Raw genomic sequence first — 22,103 nt, forward strand, 5'->3', positions numbered from 1 at the left:
TTATGCCGGGTCTTTGACGCCCGTCGTCATCCCTCATCCTGAGGTGCGAGCGCGGCGAGCCTCGAAGGGCAAGGGATGTCGCAGAGGCCCCTCACCCTTACCCTCTCCCCGCGCGCGGGGAGAGGGAGTCGTCGGCATCGGTGCGTCTCGATTTGGATGGACGCCAAGCATCCAAGAACGCATACGGAATCGCGGTGTGCTCGCCCCTCTGCCCGCCTGCGGGGAGAGGGGGTTGGCCACATCGCGCGTCGGCATGCGGAAGTTGAAGCCCGGCGTCCATACCAACGGGTGCAGCGCCGATGCCGATGGCTCCCTCTCCCCGCCTGCGGGGAGAGGGTAAGGGTGAGGGGCATGACCAAACGGCCATCATCGGAACATCGGCGGTCCCGGGCCGCGGAACACGATGCTTCCGACAGCGAAAAACAGGGCGCCCGCGCAATCGCGGAGGCGCCCAGCCCCTAGTCGATGCGGATCGTCACGAAGCGCAGCGCGCCGTCGGCGCCGGCGAGCATCAGCAGCGCGTTGCGGCGGTCGCTGTCGCGCAGCGCGTCGATCGCCTCCTGGACGTCCTGCGGCGTCGAGACCTGTTCCTGGGCGATCTCGACGATCACCTCGCCGGCCATCACGCCCTTGTCGTCGGCGGCCGAACCGGCCTCGACCTCGGTGATCACCACGCCGCCCGAGACGTCCTCGCTGATCGAGAATTCCTCGCGGCGCGTGTCGTTCAGTTCGGCCAGAGTCATGCCGAACAGCGCGATCGTTTCATCGCCGCCCTCGTCCTCGCCCGGCTCGGTGGCAAGCGCCAGATCCTCGCCGTCCTCGAGCCGACCCAGCGTGACCTTGATCGACTGCCGCTCGCCGTCGCGCAGGACGATCACGTCGACCTCCTTGCCGACCGGCGAGTCTGCCACGATGCGCGGCAGTTCGCGCACCGATTCGACCGCCTGGCCGTCGAACTCGATGATCACGTCGCCCGGCTCGATCGAGCCGTCGTCGACCGGTCCGCCCTCGATGATGCCGGCGACCAGCGCGCCCATCGCCTCGTCCATGCCGAGGCTCTCGGCGATGTCGTCGGTGACCTGCTGGATGCGCACGCCGAGCCAGCCGCGCCGGGTCTCGCCGAACTCGCGCAACTGGTCGATCACGCCGATCGCAAGCTCGGTCGGAATGGCGAAGCCGATGCCGATCGAGCCGCCCGAGGGCGAGATGATCGCCGTGTTGATGCCGATCACCTCACCATCCATGTTGAACAGCGGGCCGCCCGAATTGCCGCGGTTGATGGCCGCGTCGGTCTGGATGAAATTGTCGTAGGGGCCCGAATTGATGTCGCGGCCGAACGCCGACACGATGCCCACCGACACCGAGCCGCCAAGGCCGAACGGGTTGCCGATCGCCAGCACCCAGTCGCCGACGCGCATCGCGTCGGAATCGCCGAACGGCACCTCCTGCATGTCGGGGTTCTCGGACGGATCGATCTTCAGCACCGCCAGATCGGTCTTCGGATCGGTACCGATCACCTCGGCGGCGATCGAATTGCCGTCGTTGAAATTGACGACCACCTCGTCGGCGTCGGCGATGACGTGATTGTTGGTGACGACGATGCCCTCGTCGGCATCGATCACGAAGCCCGAGCCGAGCGACTGGACGCGCTGACCGCCGGGCCCGCGCGGGCCGCCTTCAGGCAGGCTGTCGAAGAACTCGTCGAAGAATTCCTGGAAGGGCGAGCCTTCGGGCAGGCGCGGACGGGGCACGTTGCGCTCGCCGCCCGAAAGCGTCTGCGAGGTGGAGATGTTGACCACCGAGTCGAGCAGCCGTTCGGACAGGTCGGCCAGCGATTGCGGACCCGCCTGCTGGGCGTGTGCGGGCGCGGCGCCCAGCCCGGGAACCTGCGCCGGCTGGGCGACAAGAAGGGCGGCCAGCCCCGCCGTTGCCAGTGCGGTGATCTTGCGCGACGTCGACGAGCCCAGTGCCATCAGAGCCAACCTCCTCAAAAGATGCGTGGCGGGCGGCGTGTCCGGCGATCACCGTGCCGCCCGTGCGTGTGGTGCCGGCAAAATAAGGCCGCTTTGGGCCGTGGCAAGCCGGCTCGACGGCCGCATGCGCCGTTCACCGCCTTGTGATGGCCGTTCAGAGGAACGACCGGGCCAGCCAGACGATGCCGAGGCCGATCGCCGCCGACACCAGACCCGCGACACGCAACTGGTCGTCGGGCGCGGCGCGCAGAAACTCGCCCACCCGACGACCAAGTTGCGGGAACGCGCCGTAGACGATCCCCTCGATCACCAGAACCAGACCGAGCGCGGTGACAAGATCGGTCATCACGCATCGGCCCTTGTTCAGCGCCCTGCCTGGTCCGGCTCGGGCGCGACCGGCGTGGTGCCCTGCGCATTCTCGAAGAACTCGAAGAACTCCGAATTCGGCGAGAGCACCATGGTCGTGTCGCCGCCTTCCTGCTGGGCCAGCGCCCGCTGGTAGGCGATCATCGAGCGGTAGAACTCGAAGAAGTCCGGATCGCGGGTGAAGGCGTCGGCGAACACGCGGTTACGTTCGGCGTCGCCCTCACCGCGCAGGATCTCCGATTCGCGGCGCGCTTCGGACACGATCTCGACCACCTGACGGTCGGCGACGGCGCGGATGCGCTGGGCGTTCTCGCGACCGCGCGCACGGATGCGCTCGGCTTCGGCGAGGCGTTCGGCGGTCATCCGGTCGAAGGTCTGCTGGGAGACCTCCGCGGTCAGGTCGGTGCGCACGATGCGCACGTCCTGGATCGTCAGGCCGAGCTGCTGGGCGTCGGGCCGCAGCAGGTCGCGCACTTCCGCCATCATCTCGGTGCGCTCCGCGGACAGGGCGGCCTCGAAGCCACGCAGACCGTAGACCCGGCGCAGGGCCGCGTCGAAACGCGTGCGCAGGCGCTGGGCGGCGGAGTTGAGATCGCCCGACACCTGTTCGCGGAAGCGCCGCGCGTCGGTGATCTGGAAGGTCAGGAACGCGTCGACCTCATAGAACCGGCCGCCCGACACCTGCACCGGCGGCTGGTCGACCAGATCGAGCCGCAGCAGGCGGTCCTCGATGATCTGCACCGTGTCGAAGCCGACGAAAGCCAGCGGCGCCTTGAAGTACAGGCCAGGCTCGGTCTTGACGTCCTGGATTTCACCGAAGCGCAGCACGATCGCCTGCTCGCGCTCGTTGACCACGAAGATCGAGGCGTAGACGAGCAGCAGCACGATGCCGAGCAGAAAGGCGATGATCGGAATGCGGTTTCCCTTGAACATTACTGCGTGCCTCCTGCGGCGGTCCGGCGATTCTGGATTTCGGGCAGCGGCAGGTAGGGCACCACGCCCGTGCCGCCGCCATCCTCGTCGAGGATCACCTTGTTGGAATTGCCGAGCACGCCTTCCATGGTCTCCAGGAACAGGCGCTTGCGGGTGACGTCCGGCGCCAAGCGATACTGGTCGTAGATCGAGATGAAGCGCTGCGCCTCACCTTCGGCCTCCTGCACGACCTGGGTCGCATAGGCGGCCGCCTCTTCGCGGATCTGCGCCGCCTCACCGCGCGCCTGACCGAGCTGCTGGTTGGCGTACTGGTTGGCTTCCTCGCGGAACCGGTCCTCGTCCTGCTCGGCGCGCTGGACTTCCTCGAACGCGTCGGCCACCTCGCGCGGCGGCGCGGCGTCCTCGATGGACACGGTGTTGATCTGGATGCCCGCGCCATAGGCGTCGAGCGTCGACTGCATCGAGGTGCGCACTTCCTCGGCGATCGCGGCACGGTTGTCGCGGAAGACGTCCTGCGCCGGACGACGGCCGACGATCTCGCGCATCGCGCTTTCGGCGACCTGGCGGACCGCATCGTCGGGTCCGGCCACGTTGAACAGATAGTCCTGCGGATCGATCACCGAATAAAGAACGGAGAACTGCACGTCGACGATGTTCTGGTCGCCCGACAGCATCAGGCCCTGCGAGCCGCTGCGGCCGGTGCCGGCGCCCACCTGGATCTGCTTTTCGACGATCTGCACCTTCTCGACGGTCTCGACCGGCCAGAAGTGGAAATGCAGGCCCGGCTCGGAGAGCTGTTCCTTGGGCTGGCCGAACAGGAGTTCGACGGCGCGTTCGTCGGTCTCGACCTGGTAGAAGGCCTGCAGCAGGTAAAGGACCAGCGCGCCGGCCACCAGAAGGCCGATCAGCACCCGGCCGCTGCCACCGCCACCGCCGGGCAGCGCGCGCTTGAGGCGGTCCTGCCCCTGGCGGATGAGGTCCTCGAGGTCGGGCGGCTGGTTGCCGCCGCCGGGGCGGTTCGGCCCGCGCGGTCCCTGGCCCCAGGGGCCGCCGCCATCACCGCCGCCACCTCCCCAGGGGCCGCCATTGTTGTTGCCGCCGCCGCCCCAGGGGCCGCCGCCGCCATTTTGATTGCTCCAGGGCATCCAATACCTCTTGATGCGAGAAAACAAAGCGTTCGGCGCAGCTGGCGTCCGAACGTCGCTTGTGGGGGTTATAGGAACGCCACCGTGCCCTTTCAACGAAAACCGGTCCGAATTCGGTCACGGACCGGGCGGCCAAATCGTCGCGCGCAGCAACGGGCCCGTTCCGAAAACCCGTGACTTCGACGTTCGTCTAATCCTATAAACCGTCATGCGCCCTGCGCATGAAATGTCAGTTGGGAGGTAAGAAATGACATTCATCTCACGCAGAAGCTTCGTGTCCGCGGCACTTGCCGCCGGTGTCGCCCTGAGTGCGACGACCGGCGCGATGGCCCAGGAGACGCGCAATTATATTCTGTCGACCGCCTCGACCGGGGGGACCTACTATCCGGTGGGCGTGGCGATCTCGACGCTGACCAAGGTACGGCTCGAACCGTCCGAAGGGATCGGCATGAGCGCCATCTCCTCGGCCGGCTCGGGCGAGAACGTGCGCCTTCTGCGCGAGGGCGAAGCCCAGTTCGCCATTCTGCAGGGCCTGTTCGGCTATTACGCGGCGACCGGCACCGGCCCGGTGGAAGCGGACGGCCCGCAGGAGCATCTGCGCTCTGTCTCGATGCTGTGGCCGAACGTCGAGCACTTCATCATCGCCTCGGACCGCGTCCAGAGCGGCACCGTCTCCGACCTGGTGGCGCTGAAGGGCGAGCCGATGGCGATGGGCCGGCAGAATTCGGGCACGATCGGTTCGAACCGCACCATCCTGGATGGCTTCGGCATCAACATCGACGAGGACTACGAGCTGATCTATGGCGGCTACGGCCCGAGCGCCGAGGCGGTGCAGAACGGCCAGGCGGTCGGCATGTCGACGCCGGCCGGCGCACCGGTCGGCGCGGTCACCCAGCTCCTGTCGGCGGCCGGTGACCGGGTGACGCTTTTGTCGTTCACGCCCGAGGAGATGGAAACGGCCGATGGCGGCCGAGGCCTCTGGACCGAGTACACCATCGCCGCCGGCACCTATCCGGGGATCGACGAGGACGTGACGACCATCGCCCAGCCCAACTTCCTCGCCACCCATCAGGACATCCCCGAAGAGGATGTCTACCTGATCACCAAGACGATGTACGAGAACCTGCGGTTCCTGCAGGCGATCCATCCGGCGACCAACAACATGTCGCTGGAAGCGGCGATCGCCGGCCTGCCGGTGCCGCTGCATCCGGGCGCGGCCCGCTTCTACGAGGAACAGGGGATCGAGATTCCCGACAACCTGATGCCGCCGCAGTAGGCGGCGCGCGGGCGCGCCCCGGCGCGCCCGCACTGAGTTCGCCGCCCGCTTCCGATCCGTCCCGCCGGGGTCCTGCCCATCATGCGCGCCGAAACCATTCAGCAGACGCGCAGCCCCTCGCTGTTCGAGCGGCGCGGCCTGTCGCTCGTCGCCTTGGTGCTCGCGGTCGCCATCTCGATCGCACACATCTGGATGAACTCGTTCGGTCGCGTCGACACGCTGGTCCAGAACGGCATCCACTTCGCCGGCTTCGCCTTCCTGTGCGTGCTGGTAACACCGTTCGTCGATACCCGCTGGGCGCGCCATGGCCTGCCGCGCGCCATCGACATCGCCTTCGGCTGCGCGGTCGCCGCCGCCGCGCTCTATGTCGTCAATGCCGAGAACGCCATCTACGACCGCGGCGTCCGGCTGATCTGGGCCGACTGGCTCGCCGGCAGCCTGTGCATCATCGGCGCGCTCGAATTCACCCGCCGCACCACCGGCTGGATCATTCCGGTGCTGATCGTGCTCGCGCTGACCTATGTGACCTGGTGGGGCGCCTACGTGCCGGGCGTGTTCCGCTTCGGCGGCCTGTCGCCGGAGACGATCATGTTCCGCGCCATGTATGGCGACGACGCCATGTTCGGCACGATCGCGCGCATCTCCTCGACCTTCGTGTTCATGTTCATCCTGTTCGGCGCGTTCCTGCTCAAGTCCGGCGCGGGCGACTTCATCGTCGACATTTCCCGCGTCGTCGCCGGCCGCTTCATCGGCGGGCCGGGCTTCGTCGCGGTCATGGCCTCGGGGCTGACCGGCACGATCAACGGCTCGGCCGTCGCCAACACCGCCTCGACCGGCGTGATCACCATTCCGCTGATGAAGCGGGCCGGCTTTCCCAAGCATTTTGCCGGCGGGGTGGAGGCGGCCGCCTCGACCGGCGGCCAGCTGATGCCACCGATCATGGGCGCGGGCGCGTTCGTGATGGCCTCGTTCACCCAGATCCCCTACACCACCATCGTCACCGTCTCGATCCTTCCGGCGATCCTCTATTTCGCGACCGTCGGCTTCTTCGTGCGCATTGAGGCCAAGCGGAGCAACGCCCGCGCGCTGGAAACCGAGGACGGACCCGGCTTCTGGACCGTGTTCCGCAATGGCGGCCCGCCCTTCCTCATCCCGGTCGGACTGCTGATCGGCCTTCTCGTCTACGGCTATACGCCCACCTATGCGGCCGGATTCGCCATCCTGACCTGCATCGCCGCCTCCTGGCTGACGCCCAACCGGATGGGCCTTGCGAAGATCGTCGAGGCGCTGGAGCTTGGCGCACGCAACATGATCATGACCGGCATCCTGCTTTGCGCGGTCGGGCTGATCGTCAACGTCATCACCACCGCCGGCATCGGCAACACCTTCTCGCTGATGATCGCGCAATGGTCCGACGGCTCACTGATCGTCGCCATCGTGCTGGTCGCGCTCGCCTCGCTCGTGCTTGGCATGGGCCTTCCGGTGACGGCCGCCTACATCGTGCTCGCCACCCTGTCGGCGCCGGCGCTCAACCAGCTCATCCTGCAGGGCGAGATGGCCCAACTGATCGCCGCCGGCCAGCTGCCCGAACAGGCCAAGGCCGTGTTCATGCTTGCCGTGCCCGAGCAGATCGCGGCGCTGTCCGCGCCGATGCCGATGGCCGAGGCACGGGCGATCCTCGACGCGGTGCCGCCCGAATCGCTGCTGCTGGTCTACGACCAGGCGTTCGATCCGGCGACGCTCACCCTGGCCCTTTTGTCGGCGCACATGATCATCTTCTGGCTGAGCCAGGATTCCAACGTCACCCCGCCCGTCTGTCTCGCCGCCTTCACCGCCGCAGCGATCGCCGAAAGCCCGCCGATGAAGACCGGCATCGCCGCCTGGAAGGTCGCCAAGGGGCTCTATTTTGTCCCGCTCCTGTTCGCATACACGCCCTTCCTTTCGGGCGACTGGCCGCAGATGCTGGAAATCTTCGCCTTCGCCCTGCCCGGCCTGTGGGCCGTCTCCGCCGCCATCCAGGGCCAATGGGAGAACCGCCTGAACCCGGCCGAACGCGTGCTGACGCTGGCCGTCGGCGCGACGCTGATGTGGCCGATCGGCGGGCTGGTGCACCTTGCCGCGCTCGGTGCGTTCGTGGCGCTGTTCTGGTGGAATGTCAGGAAGGGGCCGGGGGCGGCGGCATGATCTGCTTGACGTAAGACGTGTAAGGCACGACTTTACAGTCATGATCCGCAGCATCCGGCACAAGGCTCTGCGCGCCTACTGGATCGAGGGTAGGACGAGGGGGCTGAATGCCGAATGGCTGACCAGGTCGGCGGTAATCCTGGACGCTTTGGACTCGGCAGTTTCGCCGGAGGATATGGACATCCCGGGACTGCGTTTTCATCGACTGAAGCGGGAGATGGCCGACCGCTTTTCGGTTCGACTCACCGGCAATTGGCGCGTCACCTTCGCCTGGTCGGAGCAGGATGCAATAGACATCGACATCGAGGACTATCACTGATGCTGACCCGTCATCCATCCATTCCGCCGACCCATCCGGGCGCGCTTCTTCGCGAGATCGTGCTGCCCGAGACCGGGCTGACGAAAGTCGCTTTCGCCCAAGCGCTCGGCGTCTCGCGCCAGACGCTCTATGACGTGCTCAACCAGAAGCAGCCGGTCACGGCAAATCTCGCCGTCCGTCTGGGCAAGCTGCTGGGCAATGGCGCGCAGTTCTGGATGAACATGCAGCGCAACTACGATCTGGCGATTGCGGAGCGCGAGGTGGACGTCACCAACATACCCACGCTCGTGGCCGACTGATCCGCCCTGACCGTCCCTCCCAGACACAAACACCGGAGCTTGGGGCCCCGGTGCATCTTCGTCAGTGCGGATCGTGCTCCGCGCGCCATGCCCGGAAACCGGGCGGCGCCGTGCCCGGCAGCGGGCTTACTTGGGCTTGCTGCCGGTCGGTTTGGGCTTCGGCTTGGGTTTGTCAGCCATTGGCGTTTTCCAGAGGAGATCCGGTGCGTTGGCCCGAACCACGATTGGCCGTGGGGCGCGCGCCGGAAGCCCACATTCATGGATCGATTGCGGCGGATTTTTGTCCGGTCATTATGGATCGCACCTTGCATGCCGCCCGGCGGAACGGCGCCACCCGCCCATAGCTTCGTCCGTCCAGCGTCGCCTGCCATGCTCGTTGATCTACGTATCATGTCATGATACAAGTACGGCGCCATGATCGTCGGCTATCGGGACAAGCGCACCGAGGTGATTGCGGGGCGCGCATGCCCGAAGGGGTTTCCGGCCGATGTCTTCAAGGCGGCCTACCGGAAGCTTGCGATGCTGGAAGCCGCCGGCGCGTTGGACGACCTTCGCTCACCGCCCGGCAATCGGCTGGAGGCGCTCAAGGGTGACCGCAAGGGGCAGCATTCGGTGCGGATCAACGACCAGTGGCGTATCTGCTTCGTCTGGACGCCGCAGGGGCCCGACCGGGTCGAGATCGTCGACTATCATTAGGAGCCAGCCATGCCGAACCGCACAGCGACACGACCGATGCCCGCCGTCCATCCGGGCGAAGTGCTGCGCGAGGAATTTCTGATCCCCTACCGGATGAGCGCCTACCAGCTCGCCAAGGCGATCAAGGTGCCGCGCACGCGCGTCGAACGGATCGCCAAGGAGCAGACGGCAGTGACGTCGGACACGGCCCTGCGGCTGGCGCGATTCTTCGGAACCTCGTCGCAATTCTGGATGAACCTGCAGGCCAACCACGATCTGGCGCGCGCATCCGAGCATGTCGAACTCGACGAGATCAAACCGCTACGACGGGCGGGCTGACGACAACGCGAGCACCACGACTTCCGATGGCGCGACCGCCAAGCCCTCACCCCCGCTCGTAGATCACGTGCCGCGTGGCATGGCTGTCCCTGTCGCCGGCGGGCACGTCCTCGGTGTGGGTCACGGTCCAGATGTCCTGGTCGATCGCCGGGAAATGGGTGTCGCCCTCGATATCGGCCTCGACATGGGTGACATACAGCACGTCGGCCAGCGCGAGCGCCTGCGCGTAGATCTCGCCGCCGCCGATCACGAAGATCTCGCTGGGTACCTCGGCGTCCGGGTCGTCCGGATCGGGCTCGAAGCTCTCCAGATGCGCCCGCGCCAGTTCCAGCGCCGCGCCGAGCGAGGAGACGGCCATCGCGCCGTCGGCCTGCCAGTCCTGATCGCGCGTGACGACGACGTTCAGCCGGTCCGGCAGCGGCCTGCCGATGCTCTCGAACGTCTTGCGCCCCATGATCACCGGATGGCCGACCGTCAGCGCCTTGAAGCGCCTGAGGTCCGTCGACAGCCGCCAGGGCATGTCGCCGTCGCGGCCGATCACTCCGTTGCGCGCCACCGCCACGACGATCGCCACGATGGGCTCGGGCAGCGCCGCCATCAGCGCCGCGCCACCACGAAAAGCACGTCCAGATCGCGCTCGGGCCAGAAATCCTCGCGCACCATCTCGAAGGTGGTCGGCCCGGTCCTGGTGATGCCCTCGCCGCAGAACGAGACGAGATTGTCGGTCGAGCCCTTGTCGACGATCAGCCGGAAGGTGCCGATCGGCCCGGCCCAGTTCGCCCCCGTGGTCAGCACGTAGGACAGCCAGGCCTCGGTATAGTAGGGGCCGGTCTCCGGATCGGCCTCGGCCAAGCGCCGCGCGACCCCGTTCACGAACGGCGCGTCCATGCAGTAGCGGCGCTGATAGGTCCGGAAGGTCGCACTGTCAGGCTCCTCCATCATGAAGAACACGCCCGCCGCGCCGCCGGTGGCCGGCTTGTAGGTGTGGCGCACCGCGATCGCCGCGCCGGCGGGGAACGTCATGGTCCAGTAATAGGCCGACTGCACGGTCCAGCGCGGATTGGCCGTGCCGGTCTCCGCGCCCGTCTCGTAGTCGGTCTCGACCGTGAACGCGCCGGCCGCCTCGAGCGCCGCGCGCTGTCCGTCGTCAAGATGGCCGATGTCGATCGCGTAGGGATCGTCGAACGGCGCAACGGGCAGGCCGGCCCCGGCGAGAAGGCCGGTGATGTCGACGCCGGCCGGCGAGACCGCCCGCTGCTGCAGGCGCGGCGTCACGTCCATCCCGTCGATGGTCACCGTGAAGCCGAGGAAATTGTCGTCCGCCTCGGGAATGCCGATGTCCTCATAGGGGTTGAAGGTGATGTCGGGCATCGGGAAGGCGACCACGGTATCGACATCGGCGTCCGAATTGTTGCGGAACACATAGTCGACGCGCACCTCGTCCATGGACAGATAAAGCGTCTCGCGTTCGATGGAGACGACATCGGACCGGCCCAGCACCAGCCCGCCCGCGCCGATCTCGGCGACCGAATCGTTGGCCGAAGCGGCGGCCGCCGACAGCATCAGCGCCGCAACACCGGCGATCATCGTCCTTGAAAGCATCACACCGCCACCTTTGCCTTGATGTGCGGATGCGGATCGTAACCCGAGATGGCGAAATCGTCGAAACGGAAATCGAAGATGTCGGGCACATCGCGTGTGATCTCAAGCGTCGGCAGCGGGCGCGGATCGCGCGCGAGCTGCGTTTCCACCTGCTCGAAATGGTTGGCGTAGATGTGCGCGTCGCCGAACGTGTGGACGAAGTCGCCGACCTTCAGATCGCACACATGGGCGATCATGTGCGTCAGCAGCGCATACGAGGCGATGTTGAACGGCACGCCCAGGAAGATGTCGGCAGAGCGCTGGTAGAGCTGGCAGGAGAGCTTTCCGTCCGCCACGTAGAACTGGAACAGGCAGTGGCATGGCGGCAGCGCCATATCGTCCACCTGCGCCGGGTTCCAGGCGGTGACGATGTGCCGGCGCGAGGCGGGACTGGTCCGGATGCCATCGACCAGCCGTGCGATCTGGTCGATCGTTGCGCCGTCGCCGGCCGGCCAGGAGCGCCACTGCGCCCCGTAGACAGGGCCGAGATCACCGTTCTCGTCGGCCCATTCGTCCCAGATCGAGACGCCATTGTCCTTCAGGAAGGCGACGTTCGTGTCGCCGCGCAGGAACCACAGCAGTTCGATGATGATCGAGCGGACGTGCAGCTTCTTGGTCGTGACGAGCGGAAAGCCGTCGGCGAGGTCGAACCGCATCTGATGGCCGAAGATCGAGCGCGTGCCCGTGCCCGTCCGGTCGCCCCGGTCGGTGCCCGTCGCCATCACAAGGCGCATCAGGTCGTGATACTGGCGCATGGCCGATCAATGCGCGATTCAGGCCGGCCCGTCCATCGGCGCGCGGCTGTTGCCCCAAGGAAAAGCCCCCGCACCGGACGGCCGGGGGCAAACACGGAGGCCGTTCGGCCACATCATCGCGGAAACCCGCCCTTTGGCCACGTCATCCCGGAACTTGATTCCGGGATCCAAGCCTCGGCACGTCGCCATGGATTGCGGGGTCAAGCCCCGCAATGACGGCCGGTGATGAGGTCAGAGGTCGCCCAGCTTGCCCAGATGCTTGGCGCACAGATAGTAGAAGGTCACGCGCGCTTTCGAATTGTCGGCCTTCATCTGCTCGCAGACCTTGGCGATCACCTCGTCGGCGGCCGCCTCGTCGGTCACGCCGAGCTTCTTGCCGCACCATTTCTCGCGCACACGCGCCAGCTCGGACGGATCGGTGCACGAGACCAGCGAAGCATCGCGCGAGCGCAGGGCGATGCCCAGATGCTTGACGATCTTGTTGACGGTCGCCTCGTCGGCGCCCGGATCGTATTTCTTCACGTCGGACAGGTAATCGGTCATGGGCTTCCCCCTCAAGCTGCGTGGCGGCGCGGCGTTTCGGGACCAGAGCCGCGCCCGCACCGTCCGCCGACTGTTCGCAACAGGCCTTCAAAAGTCAACCTTCCAGGCGCCTGCCCCTTTGAAACCGCACGCTTTTCGTCCTATATGTTGGGTGCCGGTTCGCCGGCTATGGCAATAAACGGGCGGTACAATAAGCCTATCGGACCCGGGGGCGGTACCCGGCGCCTCCACCAGGAACACCGCGCAGGACGCAAGACGCGCGAGTGCGGTGCTGCTGATGGGGGCGAAACAGGATCGACGAGGGTGTAAAAACCGTACTTTTGCCCGGCATGATACCACCGTTATCGGGTCAAACTTGTAGTTGCAAACGACAACTATGCAGAGGCACGTCTCGCTGCCTAATGGCGGTGCGACAGCCTCACCGAAACTCCTAGTCGGTATGCTCGGCTAGGCGGGGTTCGGAGGCACCTGGCAACAGAAGCCTCCACTTTCCCCGCCGATCTTCCCTCGCGGCGTCAGCCCGCACCCATCCCTGAAGCCGCCCGGCTCTCCCCGACCCGCACACGCACGGCCTTGACCTTGGCGTGGTGACGACGCACATCTATCGCCAATCGAGCCAGTGCGGGAAACCCGTTTGATGAGCGAAGACATCGTCCGATACGACATCCTTGTGCAGAACGCCCTGCGCGGCGTGATCCGCAAGGTCCTGTCGGAGGTCGAGAAGACCGGCCTGCCCGGCAACCATCATTTCTTCATCACCTTCGTGACGACCGCTCCGGGCGTGCGCATCTCCAACCGCATCCGCGAGCAGTATCCCGAGCAGATGACGATCGTGTTGCAGCACCAGTTCTGGGATCTGGAGGTCGGCGAAACCGGCTTCGGCATCGGCCTTTCCTTCTCCGACGTTCCCGAAAAGCTCTACGTGCCCTATGCGGCCGTGCGCGGCTTCTACGACCCCTCGGTCAATTTCGAGCTCGAGTTCGACGTCGCCGATGCCGAAACCGAGGACGGCGCCGAAACGGTCGTCGAGACCGACACGGCGCCGGTTGACGGCGCCGAGACCGTTGTCGCCGAGCCGGGCGAAGCGGCCAACGCGCCCCAGGGCGAAACGGCCGAGGACGGCACCGCCGACGTCGTCTCGCTCGACGCCTTCCGCAAGAAGAAGTAGCGCGGCGCGCACGCCAACGATGGCGGTCCGCAAGCGCTCCATCACCATTGCCGGCCACCGCACGTCCTATTCGATCGAGGACGCATTTCAGGACGGGCTCGCCACCCTGGCGGACAAGGAAGGCCTTTCCGTCGCCGCGCTGATCGCGCGCATCGATGCGCAAAGACCGCCGGACGCGAACCTGTCCTCGGCGCTGCGCCTTTACGTGCTGCAGGCGGCGCGCGAGGGACGGCTGGCGGACCACGCGCCTACTGGCCAAGCGCCTACTGGCCAAGACCCTCCAGCACCGAACGCACCGCATCCTCGCTGAAATCGATTCCCGCCGCCGAGGCCGGCGCATCGTCGTCCGTCGGGGCGGGCGTGGCCTGAGGTGTCGCGTCACTCTCCGCCGCGCCGCCGGGCGGCGGCAGCGGCGCGCGCAGTACCGCGCCCTCGTCGAGCGTCTCCAGCGCCTCGTCGGTCGGCGCGAACGTCTCCTGCGGCGCCTCGTCCGGCGCGGGCGGGGCCGCATCGGGCGGGGCGGCGAGACCCGGCGCGGGCGCCGGCAGGCTCTCGGTCACCCCGCGCACGGCCTCGTCCTCGGCGGCCTGGCGCGCGGCTGCCTGCTCGGCCTCGTACCGGTCCCGGCCGAGCGCGCGCATGCGCTCCTCGTCGGCGGCCATGTTCTCCTGGGTGCGCATGAAACGGGCATAGCGCAACTCGCGCCGCAGCCGCTGCCGTTCGAGCAACCGCGCCTGCAGCCGTTCGATCCGCGCCTGCTCGATCTCCAGCGCGCGCTGGGTCAGATAGGCGGTGATCGGCTCGAAATCGGTCGCAAGCGCCACCTCGCCCCCCGGGCCCGTTTCGGCCGAAAGCCCGACCGCCGGCGCCATGCCGGCGATCGCCTCGTCGCCCGCATCGAGCGTCGCGGTCATGAGCGCGCCGGGTTGCCGCGCGGCAAGGTCGAGCGTGACCTGTCCGGTCAGGGCGAGCGCGCCGCCGGGGCTCTCAAGGGCGAGATTGGCGGCCTGGGCGACGCCGCCGGTGACCGTCAACGGCGCCGAGACCGGGCCGAACCGGGCCGTGCCGTCGAGCAGCGCCTCGGCGACGATCGTCTCGATCTGCGCCGGCGTGATGCCGAAGCCGATCGCGTCGGCCGCTTCGATGATCGGTCCGAACGCACCGGCGTCAAGGCCCGCGACCACGATGTCGCCCGCCTCGACCACGCCGGTGCCGGTCAGCGAGGTGGCGAGCGCGTCAATGCTGTTGCCGCCGGCGTTCAGCGACAGGGCGAGATCGGCCTGGCCCGAGACCGGGACCGGCATCGCCGCCAGCGCGGCGAGCGGCACCGCCTGCAGGTCGACCTCACCGCCAAGACTGACCGCCCCGCGCGCGTTCTGCACGCGCAGATTGCCGGCGACGGCGGTTTCCCCGCCGTGCCGGCCGGTCAGGTCCTGCACGGTCAGAAGCCCGCCATTCATCGAAAGGCCCGCATCGACGCCGGCGAGCGTCACCGGCCCGACGAACAGCCGGTCCGCGGCGAGATCGAGTTGCACGGCAAGATCGCCATAGAGCGGGGCGCCGAACGTCGTGTCGGACGACAGCGGATCGACATGGCCGGTCAGGAGGCCGGCAAGCACCATCGCGTCGAGTTCGGCCAGGGAAAGCGCGCCGCGCACCGAGCGGCCGAGTACGGCATCGTCGGTCAGGGTCAGATCGCCGGTCACCGCGCTGCCGGCGATTTCGCCGTCGAGCGCGTCGAACCGCCAGACCGGTCCCTGCCGCGTCAGCGCCGTCTCAAGTTGCACAGGCGTGCCGAGCCCGGTGCCGGGCAGCACATGGCCGAGCGCGGCGAGCCAGGGTTCGGCATCGGCGAGCGTCAGCGAACCGGTCCCCGCGACGTCCGCGTTCTCGCCCGCGCCGGCGAGCGTACCCTCGAAACGCAATCGGTCGGCGCCCGCCTCGGCCAGCAGCGTCACCGCGTCGGCCTCGCCCGCCGCGCGGCGGAACACGATCCGCGCCGCGCCCGGCTCGTTCAGCCCGACCGTCGCGCCCTCGGCAACGACCAGCGGCACGTCGGCCAGCGGCAGCAGCCGCAGCGCGTCGTCATGGCTGACCGAGGCGTCGACCGACGCCGCCTCGACCGGTTCGGTCGCGAACGCATCATCGACCGAGGCCTGCGCGAACAGCGTCGCCCCGCCTGCCCGGCCCGAAGCGCTGGCGGAGATTTCGACCGTTTCGCGTTCGTCATCGGTGCGCGCCGAACCGACCACCGTCAGTTCCATGTCTGCCAGCGTCGCCCGGTCGCCGTGCGCGACTTCGGCCAGATGATCGAGCAGCGGCCGGTCGGCAAAGCGCCCGGCCATCGCCGTGACGAACGGCGCGCCGTCGGTCGCGATGACGCTCGCATCGACGCTCACGGTCAGCGCGCCGGACCGCTCCGCGTCGACGGCGCCGGCCGCCGTCACCGAGGCGCCGTGCACGCCGGTCGCAACCAGCCTGTCGATCTCGGTGCGGCTGCCGCGCGCCCGGATCGACGCTTCGAGCGTCTCCGCCGGCACGCCGTCCAGATCGACTGTCTCCAGATCGATGGTCACGTCCACATCATGGCCGGCCAGCGCCAGCCCTTCGGCGTCGGCGCCGAACACGCTGCCCAGAACCTCGAGCGTCGGCCAGCCGATGTCCGCGCCGGCCAGATCGACCGCCAGGTACGGACGTGACGGACCGCGCCCGCGCCGCGCCATGCGGCCGGTCAGCCGCGCGCCATCGAGGATGATCTCCACATTCTCGGCAAGCTGCCGCTCGGCGGTCAGCGAAACCCGCGCGCTTAGCCCGGCCCCCGCGAGCCGGCGTACCGGCTCGTCGACGGTGCCGCTCAGCCAGCGCGCAAGGCCCGAGGGCTGGCGCGAGGCGACCACCAGATTGCCGGCAAAGCGCGCCGCATCCATGTCCCCGCCGGGCCGGGGCAGCGTCAGCGTGCCGTCCGCCTCGACGATGGTCCTGCCGGGAAACTGCGCGTCGAGCCGGTCGATGCGCCAGCGCCGCCGGTCGGCTCCGTCCGGCTCCGGGCGGGCGACGATGCGGACATCGCGCACCGTCGTGTCGCCGGCGACGATCGCCGGCAGGTCGACATTGACCGTGCCGGGCACCGCCGGCCAGGGCAGGCCGGCCAGCATCGCATTGATCGCCGAAAGCCGCTCGGCGAGCCCGCGCGCCGTGCCGGCCTCCTCGCCGGTCTCGCTCATGTTGACCTGGGTGCCGCGCGCGGTCAGCCGGTATCCGGGTTCGGGTCCGCCGAACAGCGCCGCCTCGCCGGTGACGATGTAGGGATCGGCCGGATCGCCGAATTCGCCACGATAGCTGTCGACGGCGATGGCGCGCGCGGTCGCGGTGAACGCGCCCTCGACGCGGTAGGGCTGTTCGGTCTGGTGCGGCAGCAGCGTCAGCGTGCCCGCATAGTTCATCTCGCCGGCCTCGTCCGGCGCGATCCGGCCGTCCGAGACGACCCGCACCAGATAGTCGGGCAGGTTGGCGGCCATGCGCAGGCCGAAGCCCTCACGCGAGAGCTGGCCGGTCGAGACGACGAAGTCGCTGCGCAGCGCGCCGAGCCGCCCGGTGCCCTCGGCCCGCCAGGGGCCGAAGAAGCTGTCCGCCGACACCGCCATGTCTAGATCGGACATCGTCCAGCGTCGCTCGTCGGCGGGATCGAGCACGATCAGCGTGCCGTTCTCGACGGTCGCGTTCTCGAGCGTGATCTGCGCCGGATCGATCAGGCGCGGTTCGGGCAGGTCCCAGATCGGCGCGCCGCTTTCATCGAGCGTGACGGTCAGCACCGGCTCGGTCAGCCGCATGTCGAAGATCAGCACCTCGCCCGAAAGAAACGGCGCCAGTTCCGCGTCGAGCGAGAACCGCTCGGCGACCATCAGCGGCGCCTCGGGCGGGCCGACCTCCACATCGGTGAAGCTGACCGACGGAAACGGCAGGATGCGCGCCGAAGCCTCGCCGGCCACGCGCACCGGCTGGCCGAGCAGGCGCGAGGCTTCGGCCTCGAAGCGACCCTTGTAGTCGGACCAGTTGACGAACAGCGGCGCCAGCAGCGCGGCGATGAGCACCGCGACGATCAGGCCGCCGATCACAACGAACAGGCGCAAAGTGCCGATTCTCCTGCGCTTTCGGGCGTCCGGTGACGCCGGTGCCCCTTTTCGGGCCACAAAGCGACAAGATCAAGACGCCGGGCCGGCGCGGTCAGACGCGCAGCACCTTGCCCGGGTTCATGATGTTGTCGGGATCGAGCGCGGTCTTGATCGACCGCATCACGTCGACCGCGCCGCCGAGCTCCATCTCCAGGAACGCCATCTTGCCCTGGCCGATGCCATGCTCGCCGGTGCAGGTGCCGCCCACCGCGAGCGCGCGCAGGTTCAGCCGTTCGATGAACGCTTCGGCGGCGGCGATCTCCGCCGGATCGGTGTCGTCGAGCAGCACCAGCACGTGGAAATTGCCGTCGCCCGCATGGCCGACGATCGGCGCGATCAGCCCGTTCTCGGCGATGTCGGCCTCGGTCTCGACGATGCAGTCGGCAAGCTCCGAGATCGGCACGCACACATCGGTGGAGATGCCCTTGGCGCCGGGTCTGAGCGTAAGCGCCGCCCAGTAGGCATCGTGCCGCGCCTTCCAGAGCCTGGAGCGGTCCTCGGCGCGCGCCGACCAGATGAACGGCCCGCCTTCCAGTTCGCCGGCGATCTCGGCGAACGTTTCGGCCTGTTCGGCGACGCCCGCCTCGGTGCCGTGAAACTCGACGAAAAGGCACGGGCTTTCGGGCAGGTCGAGACCGGCATAGTCGATCATCGAACGCATCTGGAGCTGGTTGACCAGTTCGATGCGCGCCACCGGCAGGCCTATCTGGATGGTCAGGATCACCGCGTTGACGGCCGCCTCCAGCGTCGGGAACGGGCAGACCCCGCCGGTGATCGCGGCCGGCTGGCCGGCAAGGCGCAGCGTCAGCTGCGTGATGATGCCGAGCGTGCCCTCCGAACCGATCATCAGCCGGGTCAGGTCGTAGCCGGCCGAGCTCTTGCGGGCCCGCTTGGCTGTGACGATCTTCCGCCCGTTCGGCATCACCGCCTCGAGCGAGATGACATTGTCGCGCATGGTGCCGTAGCGCACCGCGTTGGTGCCCGAGGCGCGCGTCGCCGCCATGCCGCCAAGGCTCGCATCCGCCCCCGGATCGATCGGAAAGAACAGGCCCGTGTCGCGCAGATGCGTGTTGAGCTGGCTGCGCGTGACGCCCGGTTCGACCACGCAGTCGAGATCCTCGGCATGCACGGCGACGATCCGGTTCATCTGGCTCAGATCGATCGAGATGCCGCCGCCGGGCGCGTTGACATGGCCTTCCAGCGACGAGCCGGTGCCGAACGGAATGATCGGCACGCGGTGCGCGGCGCACACCTCGACCGCCGCCTGAACCTCGTCGGCGTCCTGCGCGAACAGCACCCCGTCGGGAAGCTGGGCCGGGATGTAGGTGGTCGTGTGGGCGTGCTGGGCGCGCAGCGCCGCGCCGGTCTGGAACCGGTCGCCGAAGCGCTGCTTGAGAATGCCGAGCGCCAGCGCGATGCCGTCCTCGTTGCGGGCCACCGGGGCCAGATCGTTCAGCGCCAACTCATTGCCTCCAGAATTCGCGGGCCTCAGGTGACAGACGCGCCAGCGCCCTGTCAAACCGGTCCGCATCGACATGGCGTCGCACCGCGCCCGCCACCGCCGCGATCGAACCGCGCGGCGCGAAATTGTGGTGCCGCCGCAGTCCGGCGACCTCGTCCTCGAGCGTGGCGGTGGACGCAAATTGCGGCCGATGTTCGTCGGCCGACCAGTTCGCGGTGAAGATCGCCCGCAGCAGCGCCGGCAGCCCGTCGGCGAAGATCAGCACCTCGTCGGGGCCGAGCCGCCGGCGGAAGGTGACCAGCACCGCTTCGATCACCGTGTAGGTCTGGTTGCGCGTCGCAAGGCCGAGCGCATCGCGCGCGTCCTCGATCAGCGCGTCAAAGGCCTGCTGGGCGATCTGGTATTGCTGCGGCATCGGCATGGGATTGGCCCGTCCGGACGGATTTGATCGATCGCGTGCGCGTTTTTTGTGCAGCCGCCTTGCCGATCCGACGCCAATTCGTAATGTGGCCGCACCATGCGGGCAAGGGTCCGCGAACCGGGCCGGGGCACAAGGGAGGCGCAGACCGAGAGGTCATGGACCAGCAGTCGATCCGCAACGCGCCGTTCGTCACGCCGCCCCAGGGCATCGAGCCCGGCTGGATCGACTTCAACGGTCATCTGAACATGGCCTACTATCTGCTCGTGTTCGACCGGGGCTATGAAACGGTCGCCCGGGCACTTGGCATGGGCGCGACCTATGCCGCCGAGCGCCGCATGACCACCTATACGGGCGACGCGCGCGTGTCCTATCTGCGCGAGGTGCACAAGGACGCGCGGGTGGTCACGACCTTCCAGATCCTTGACCATGACGAAAAGCGCCTGCACGCCTTCCAGCAGATGCGCCACGAAACCGAGGGCTGGCTCGCCGCCACCTGCGAGACGCTGACGCTGCACATCGACATGGCTGGCCCCAAGGTCTGTCCGTTCCCCGACGATATCCGGGCGCGCATCGAGGCGATGGCCGCGGCCCAGGCCGACCTGCCCCGCCCCGAGGGCGCCGGCCGGCCGATCGGCATCCGCCGCAAGCCGCAGGCCCGGCAATGAGGCCGGTCGAGCGCCTGCGCACATGGACCGAAATCCTCGTCAAATGGGTCCGGCCGAACGTCCGCACGTTCCGCGATTCGGGCGCGCCCAGACTGTGGCTGCTGTCGTTGATCATCGGCGCCATGGTCGCCGTTGCCGCCATCGTCTTCCGCGAGGCGATCGGCCTCGTCCAGTACTGGTGGCTGCGCAACAACACAGAGCAAACGCTGACCGCGGCCCAGAACGTCAGCTGGTACTGGATTCTCGCCGCGCCGATCGTCGGCGGCTTCATCGTCGGGCTGATGCTGGAGCGGGTCGCCATGCGCCGCGCCGGCAACGTCGCCGACGTGATCGAGGCGCGCGCCCTGACCGGCCGTCCGCTCGGCCTGCGCGACGGGCTGTGGTCGGCGGCGATCTCGGCGGTCTCGCTGGGCTCGGGCGCCAGCGCCGGCCGTGAGGGTCCGGTGATCCATCTGGGCGCGACGCTCGCCTCGGTGATCGCCCACCGGCGCAAGCGGCCCGAATGGTGCTCGCGCACGCTGCTCGCCTCGGGCGTGGCGGCGGCGATCTCGGCGTCGTTCAACGCACCCATCGCCGGCGTCCTGTTCGCGCACGAGGTGATCCTGCAGCACTATGCGATGCGCTCCTTCGTGCCGATCGTCATCGCCTCGGCCGTGGGCTCGGTGATCTCGCGCATCTGGTTCGGCGACGCGGCGGCCTTCATCATTCCCGACTACCAGATCACCTCCTACTGGGAGTTTCCCGCCTTCGCGCTGCTCGGCGTTGTCGCCGCGGCGGTGGCCATCCTGTTCCAGTTCGCGCTGTTCTCCGCCGACTACGCCGCCCGGTCGGTGACGATCCCGCTGCGCTGGCGGCCGGTGCTGGGCGGGGCGATGATCGGCGCGCTGGGCGTGTTCTATCCGCACATTCTCGGCGTCGGCTACGAGGTGACCGACAAGGTGCTGTGGAACCAGTTCCCGCTGTCGCTGCTGCTGACGCTGATCGTGCTGAAGACCGTGGCGACCGCGATCACGCTCGCCGCCCGCTTCGGCGGCGGCATCTTTTCGCCGTCGATCTATCTGGGCGCGCTGACCGGCGGCGCGTTCGGGCTGATGGCCGGTTCGGTGTTCCCGGACATGGCTTCCTCCGAGGCGCTCTACGCGATCCTCGGCATGGGCGCGGTCGCCGGCGCGGTGCTCGGCGCGCCGATCTCGACCACGGTGATCGTGTTCGAACTGACCGGCGGCTACGCGCTGTCGATCGCGCTCCTGCTGACCGTCGCGATCGCGCACGGCGTCAACCAGGCGGTGCACGGCCACTCCTATTTCCACTGGCAGCTCGAAATGCGCGGCCTGTTCGACCACCAGGGCCCGCACCGGCAGCTGATGCGCACCAAGAAGGTGATGGATTTCATGGACTTCGTGCCGCGCGACGGCGACCCGCAATGGCACGACCCCGAATCCGGCTATCCCACGCTCAAGCCCGGCGATTCGCTGGAAACCGCGCTGCGCGCCTTCGACGCCTCCGGCCACAGCCGCCTCGCCGTCGTCGATCCGCGCGAGGACACAAGGATCATCGCCTGGGCGACGCAGGTCCGCGCGCTGTCCTATTTCAACAAGGCGCTGATCCAGGCCAGCGTCGAGGAGCACCGGTAGAACCGCCGCTCCGCGGCATGAGCATCACCCCCACCCTTCATCCCTCCCACGCGTGCGGGGGAGGGATGAAGGGTGGGGGCTGGAACGCAGGACCTTAACGCTGGTGAACCTGCAACGCGCGAGACGGGATGCG

The 22,103-nt window shown here is 68.1% G+C and carries 21 protein-coding genes and 1 other RNA gene; 11 read left to right on the plus strand and 11 right to left on the minus strand.

Annotated features, from left to right (window positions below; genetic code table 11):
- Positions 1-458: 458 nt before the first annotated feature.
- The 4 genes from E0E05_RS13010 to hflK all read right to left on the minus strand — a co-directional run bounded on the left by E0E05_RS13010 (position 459) and on the right by hflK (position 4,417).
- Positions 459-1,973 carry a Do family serine endopeptidase gene (locus E0E05_RS13010; protein ID WP_131617106.1) on the minus strand — a complete coding sequence of 505 codons (1,515 nt, stop codon included), beginning with the start codon at positions 1,971-1,973 and terminating at the stop codon, positions 459-461.
- A 154-nt stretch (positions 1,974-2,127) separates the two neighbouring features.
- Complete coding sequence (locus tag E0E05_RS13015; protein WP_131617107.1) at positions 2,128-2,319, minus strand: DUF2065 domain-containing protein; 192 nt, start codon at positions 2,317-2,319, stop codon at positions 2,128-2,130.
- Positions 2,320-2,336: 17 nt separating this feature from the next.
- On the minus strand, positions 2,337-3,272 hold the full coding sequence (gene hflC, locus E0E05_RS13020; protein ID WP_131617108.1) for a protease modulator HflC: 936 nt from the start codon (positions 3,270-3,272) through the stop codon (positions 2,337-2,339).
- Positions 3,272-4,417: an FtsH protease activity modulator HflK gene (gene hflK, locus E0E05_RS13025; RefSeq protein ID WP_131617109.1), complete on the minus strand. Its 1,146-nt coding sequence runs from the start codon at positions 4,415-4,417 to the stop codon at positions 3,272-3,274. The genes hflC and hflK overlap by 1 nt, the downstream gene beginning before the upstream one ends.
- A gap of 247 nt (positions 4,418-4,664) precedes the next feature.
- On the opposite strand from hflK, the gene E0E05_RS13030 reads away from it, so the two are divergent.
- The 6 genes from E0E05_RS13030 to E0E05_RS13055 all read left to right on the plus strand — a co-directional run bounded on the left by E0E05_RS13030 (position 4,665) and on the right by E0E05_RS13055 (position 9,509).
- Positions 4,665-5,693, plus strand: a complete 1,029-nt coding sequence (locus tag E0E05_RS13030) for a TAXI family TRAP transporter solute-binding subunit (RefSeq protein ID WP_131617110.1) — start codon at positions 4,665-4,667, stop codon at positions 5,691-5,693.
- Between the two features lie 81 nt (positions 5,694-5,774).
- Positions 5,775-7,877, plus strand: coding sequence for a TRAP transporter permease (locus E0E05_RS13035; RefSeq protein WP_131617111.1), 2,103 nt, complete (start codon positions 5,775-5,777; stop codon positions 7,875-7,877).
- 40 nt (positions 7,878-7,917) lie between these two features.
- Positions 7,918-8,196 (plus strand): type II toxin-antitoxin system RelE/ParE family toxin, encoded by a 279-nt coding sequence (locus E0E05_RS13040; protein ID WP_131617112.1) that lies wholly within the window; start codon positions 7,918-7,920, stop codon positions 8,194-8,196.
- Positions 8,196-8,495 (plus strand): HigA family addiction module antitoxin, encoded by a 300-nt coding sequence (locus tag E0E05_RS13045; protein ID WP_131617113.1) that lies wholly within the window; start codon positions 8,196-8,198, stop codon positions 8,493-8,495. Before E0E05_RS13040 ends, E0E05_RS13045 begins: the two co-directional genes overlap by 1 nt.
- A 414-nt stretch (positions 8,496-8,909) precedes the next feature.
- Positions 8,910-9,191: a type II toxin-antitoxin system RelE/ParE family toxin gene (locus tag E0E05_RS13050; RefSeq protein ID WP_131617114.1), complete on the plus strand. Its 282-nt coding sequence runs from the start codon at positions 8,910-8,912 to the stop codon at positions 9,189-9,191.
- 9 nt (positions 9,192-9,200) lie between these two features.
- On the plus strand, positions 9,201-9,509 hold the full coding sequence (locus tag E0E05_RS13055; RefSeq protein ID WP_131617115.1) for a HigA family addiction module antitoxin: 309 nt from the start codon (positions 9,201-9,203) through the stop codon (positions 9,507-9,509).
- A gap of 46 nt (positions 9,510-9,555) precedes the next feature.
- Here E0E05_RS13055 and E0E05_RS13060 read toward each other — a convergent pair whose 3' ends face one another.
- From E0E05_RS13060 to E0E05_RS13075, 4 genes are all read right to left on the minus strand, one after another.
- The gene (locus E0E05_RS13060; RefSeq protein WP_131617116.1) at positions 9,556-10,107 is read right to left on the minus strand and encodes a dihydrofolate reductase; all 552 of its coding nucleotides are present in this window, start codon (positions 10,105-10,107) and stop codon (positions 9,556-9,558) included.
- On the minus strand, positions 10,107-11,111 hold the full coding sequence (locus E0E05_RS13065) for a DUF4424 domain-containing protein (protein WP_131617117.1): 1,005 nt from the start codon (positions 11,109-11,111) through the stop codon (positions 10,107-10,109). The genes E0E05_RS13060 and E0E05_RS13065 overlap by 1 nt, the downstream gene beginning before the upstream one ends.
- Entirely contained in the window at positions 11,111-11,905 is a 795-nt protein-coding gene (locus E0E05_RS13070; protein WP_131617118.1) for a thymidylate synthase, read from the minus strand. The genes E0E05_RS13065 and E0E05_RS13070 overlap by 1 nt, the downstream gene beginning before the upstream one ends.
- A 231-nt stretch (positions 11,906-12,136) precedes the next feature.
- Positions 12,137-12,448 (minus strand): DUF2853 family protein, encoded by a 312-nt coding sequence (locus E0E05_RS13075; protein WP_131617119.1) that lies wholly within the window; start codon positions 12,446-12,448, stop codon positions 12,137-12,139.
- 114 nt (positions 12,449-12,562) lie between these two features.
- Between E0E05_RS13075 and ssrA the strand changes: the two genes are divergently transcribed.
- The 3 genes from ssrA to E0E05_RS13090 all read left to right on the plus strand — a co-directional run bounded on the left by ssrA (position 12,563) and on the right by E0E05_RS13090 (position 13,926).
- Positions 12,563-12,937: a transfer-messenger RNA gene (gene ssrA, locus E0E05_RS13080) on the plus strand.
- A gap of 148 nt (positions 12,938-13,085) precedes the next feature.
- Positions 13,086-13,616, plus strand: a complete 531-nt coding sequence (locus tag E0E05_RS13085; protein WP_131617120.1) for an SspB family protein — start codon at positions 13,086-13,088, stop codon at positions 13,614-13,616.
- Positions 13,617-13,635: 19 nt separating this feature from the next.
- On the plus strand, positions 13,636-13,926 hold the full coding sequence (locus E0E05_RS13090; RefSeq protein WP_131617121.1) for a ribbon-helix-helix domain-containing protein: 291 nt from the start codon (positions 13,636-13,638) through the stop codon (positions 13,924-13,926).
- On the opposite strand, the gene E0E05_RS13095 is transcribed toward E0E05_RS13090, so the two are convergent.
- The 3 genes from E0E05_RS13095 to E0E05_RS13105 form a co-directional block, all read right to left on the minus strand.
- Positions 13,880-17,746, minus strand: a complete 3,867-nt coding sequence (locus E0E05_RS13095; RefSeq protein WP_158629370.1) for an AsmA family protein — start codon at positions 17,744-17,746, stop codon at positions 13,880-13,882. The two genes, E0E05_RS13090 and E0E05_RS13095, sit on opposite strands and share 47 nt — an antisense overlap.
- 94 nt (positions 17,747-17,840) lie before the next feature.
- Entirely contained in the window at positions 17,841-19,250 is a 1,410-nt protein-coding gene (locus E0E05_RS13100) for an FAD-binding oxidoreductase (protein ID WP_131617123.1), read from the minus strand.
- Between the two features lies 1 nt (position 19,251).
- Complete coding sequence (locus tag E0E05_RS13105; RefSeq protein ID WP_131617124.1) at positions 19,252-19,671, minus strand: DUF2267 domain-containing protein; 420 nt, start codon at positions 19,669-19,671, stop codon at positions 19,252-19,254.
- A gap of 155 nt (positions 19,672-19,826) precedes the next feature.
- Between E0E05_RS13105 and E0E05_RS13110 the strand changes: the two genes are divergently transcribed.
- Complete coding sequence (locus E0E05_RS13110) at positions 19,827-20,336, plus strand: thioesterase family protein (RefSeq protein WP_131617125.1); 510 nt, start codon at positions 19,827-19,829, stop codon at positions 20,334-20,336.
- On the plus strand, positions 20,333-21,970 hold the full coding sequence (locus E0E05_RS13115; protein ID WP_131617126.1) for a chloride channel protein: 1,638 nt from the start codon (positions 20,333-20,335) through the stop codon (positions 21,968-21,970). The genes E0E05_RS13110 and E0E05_RS13115 overlap by 4 nt, the downstream gene beginning before the upstream one ends.
- The last annotated feature ends 133 nt before the right edge of the window (positions 21,971-22,103 follow it).

It is taken from the genome of Roseitalea porphyridii (assembly GCF_004331955.1).
In the GTDB taxonomy this organism is placed as follows: Bacteria; Pseudomonadota; Alphaproteobacteria; order Rhizobiales; family Rhizobiaceae; genus Roseitalea; species Roseitalea porphyridii.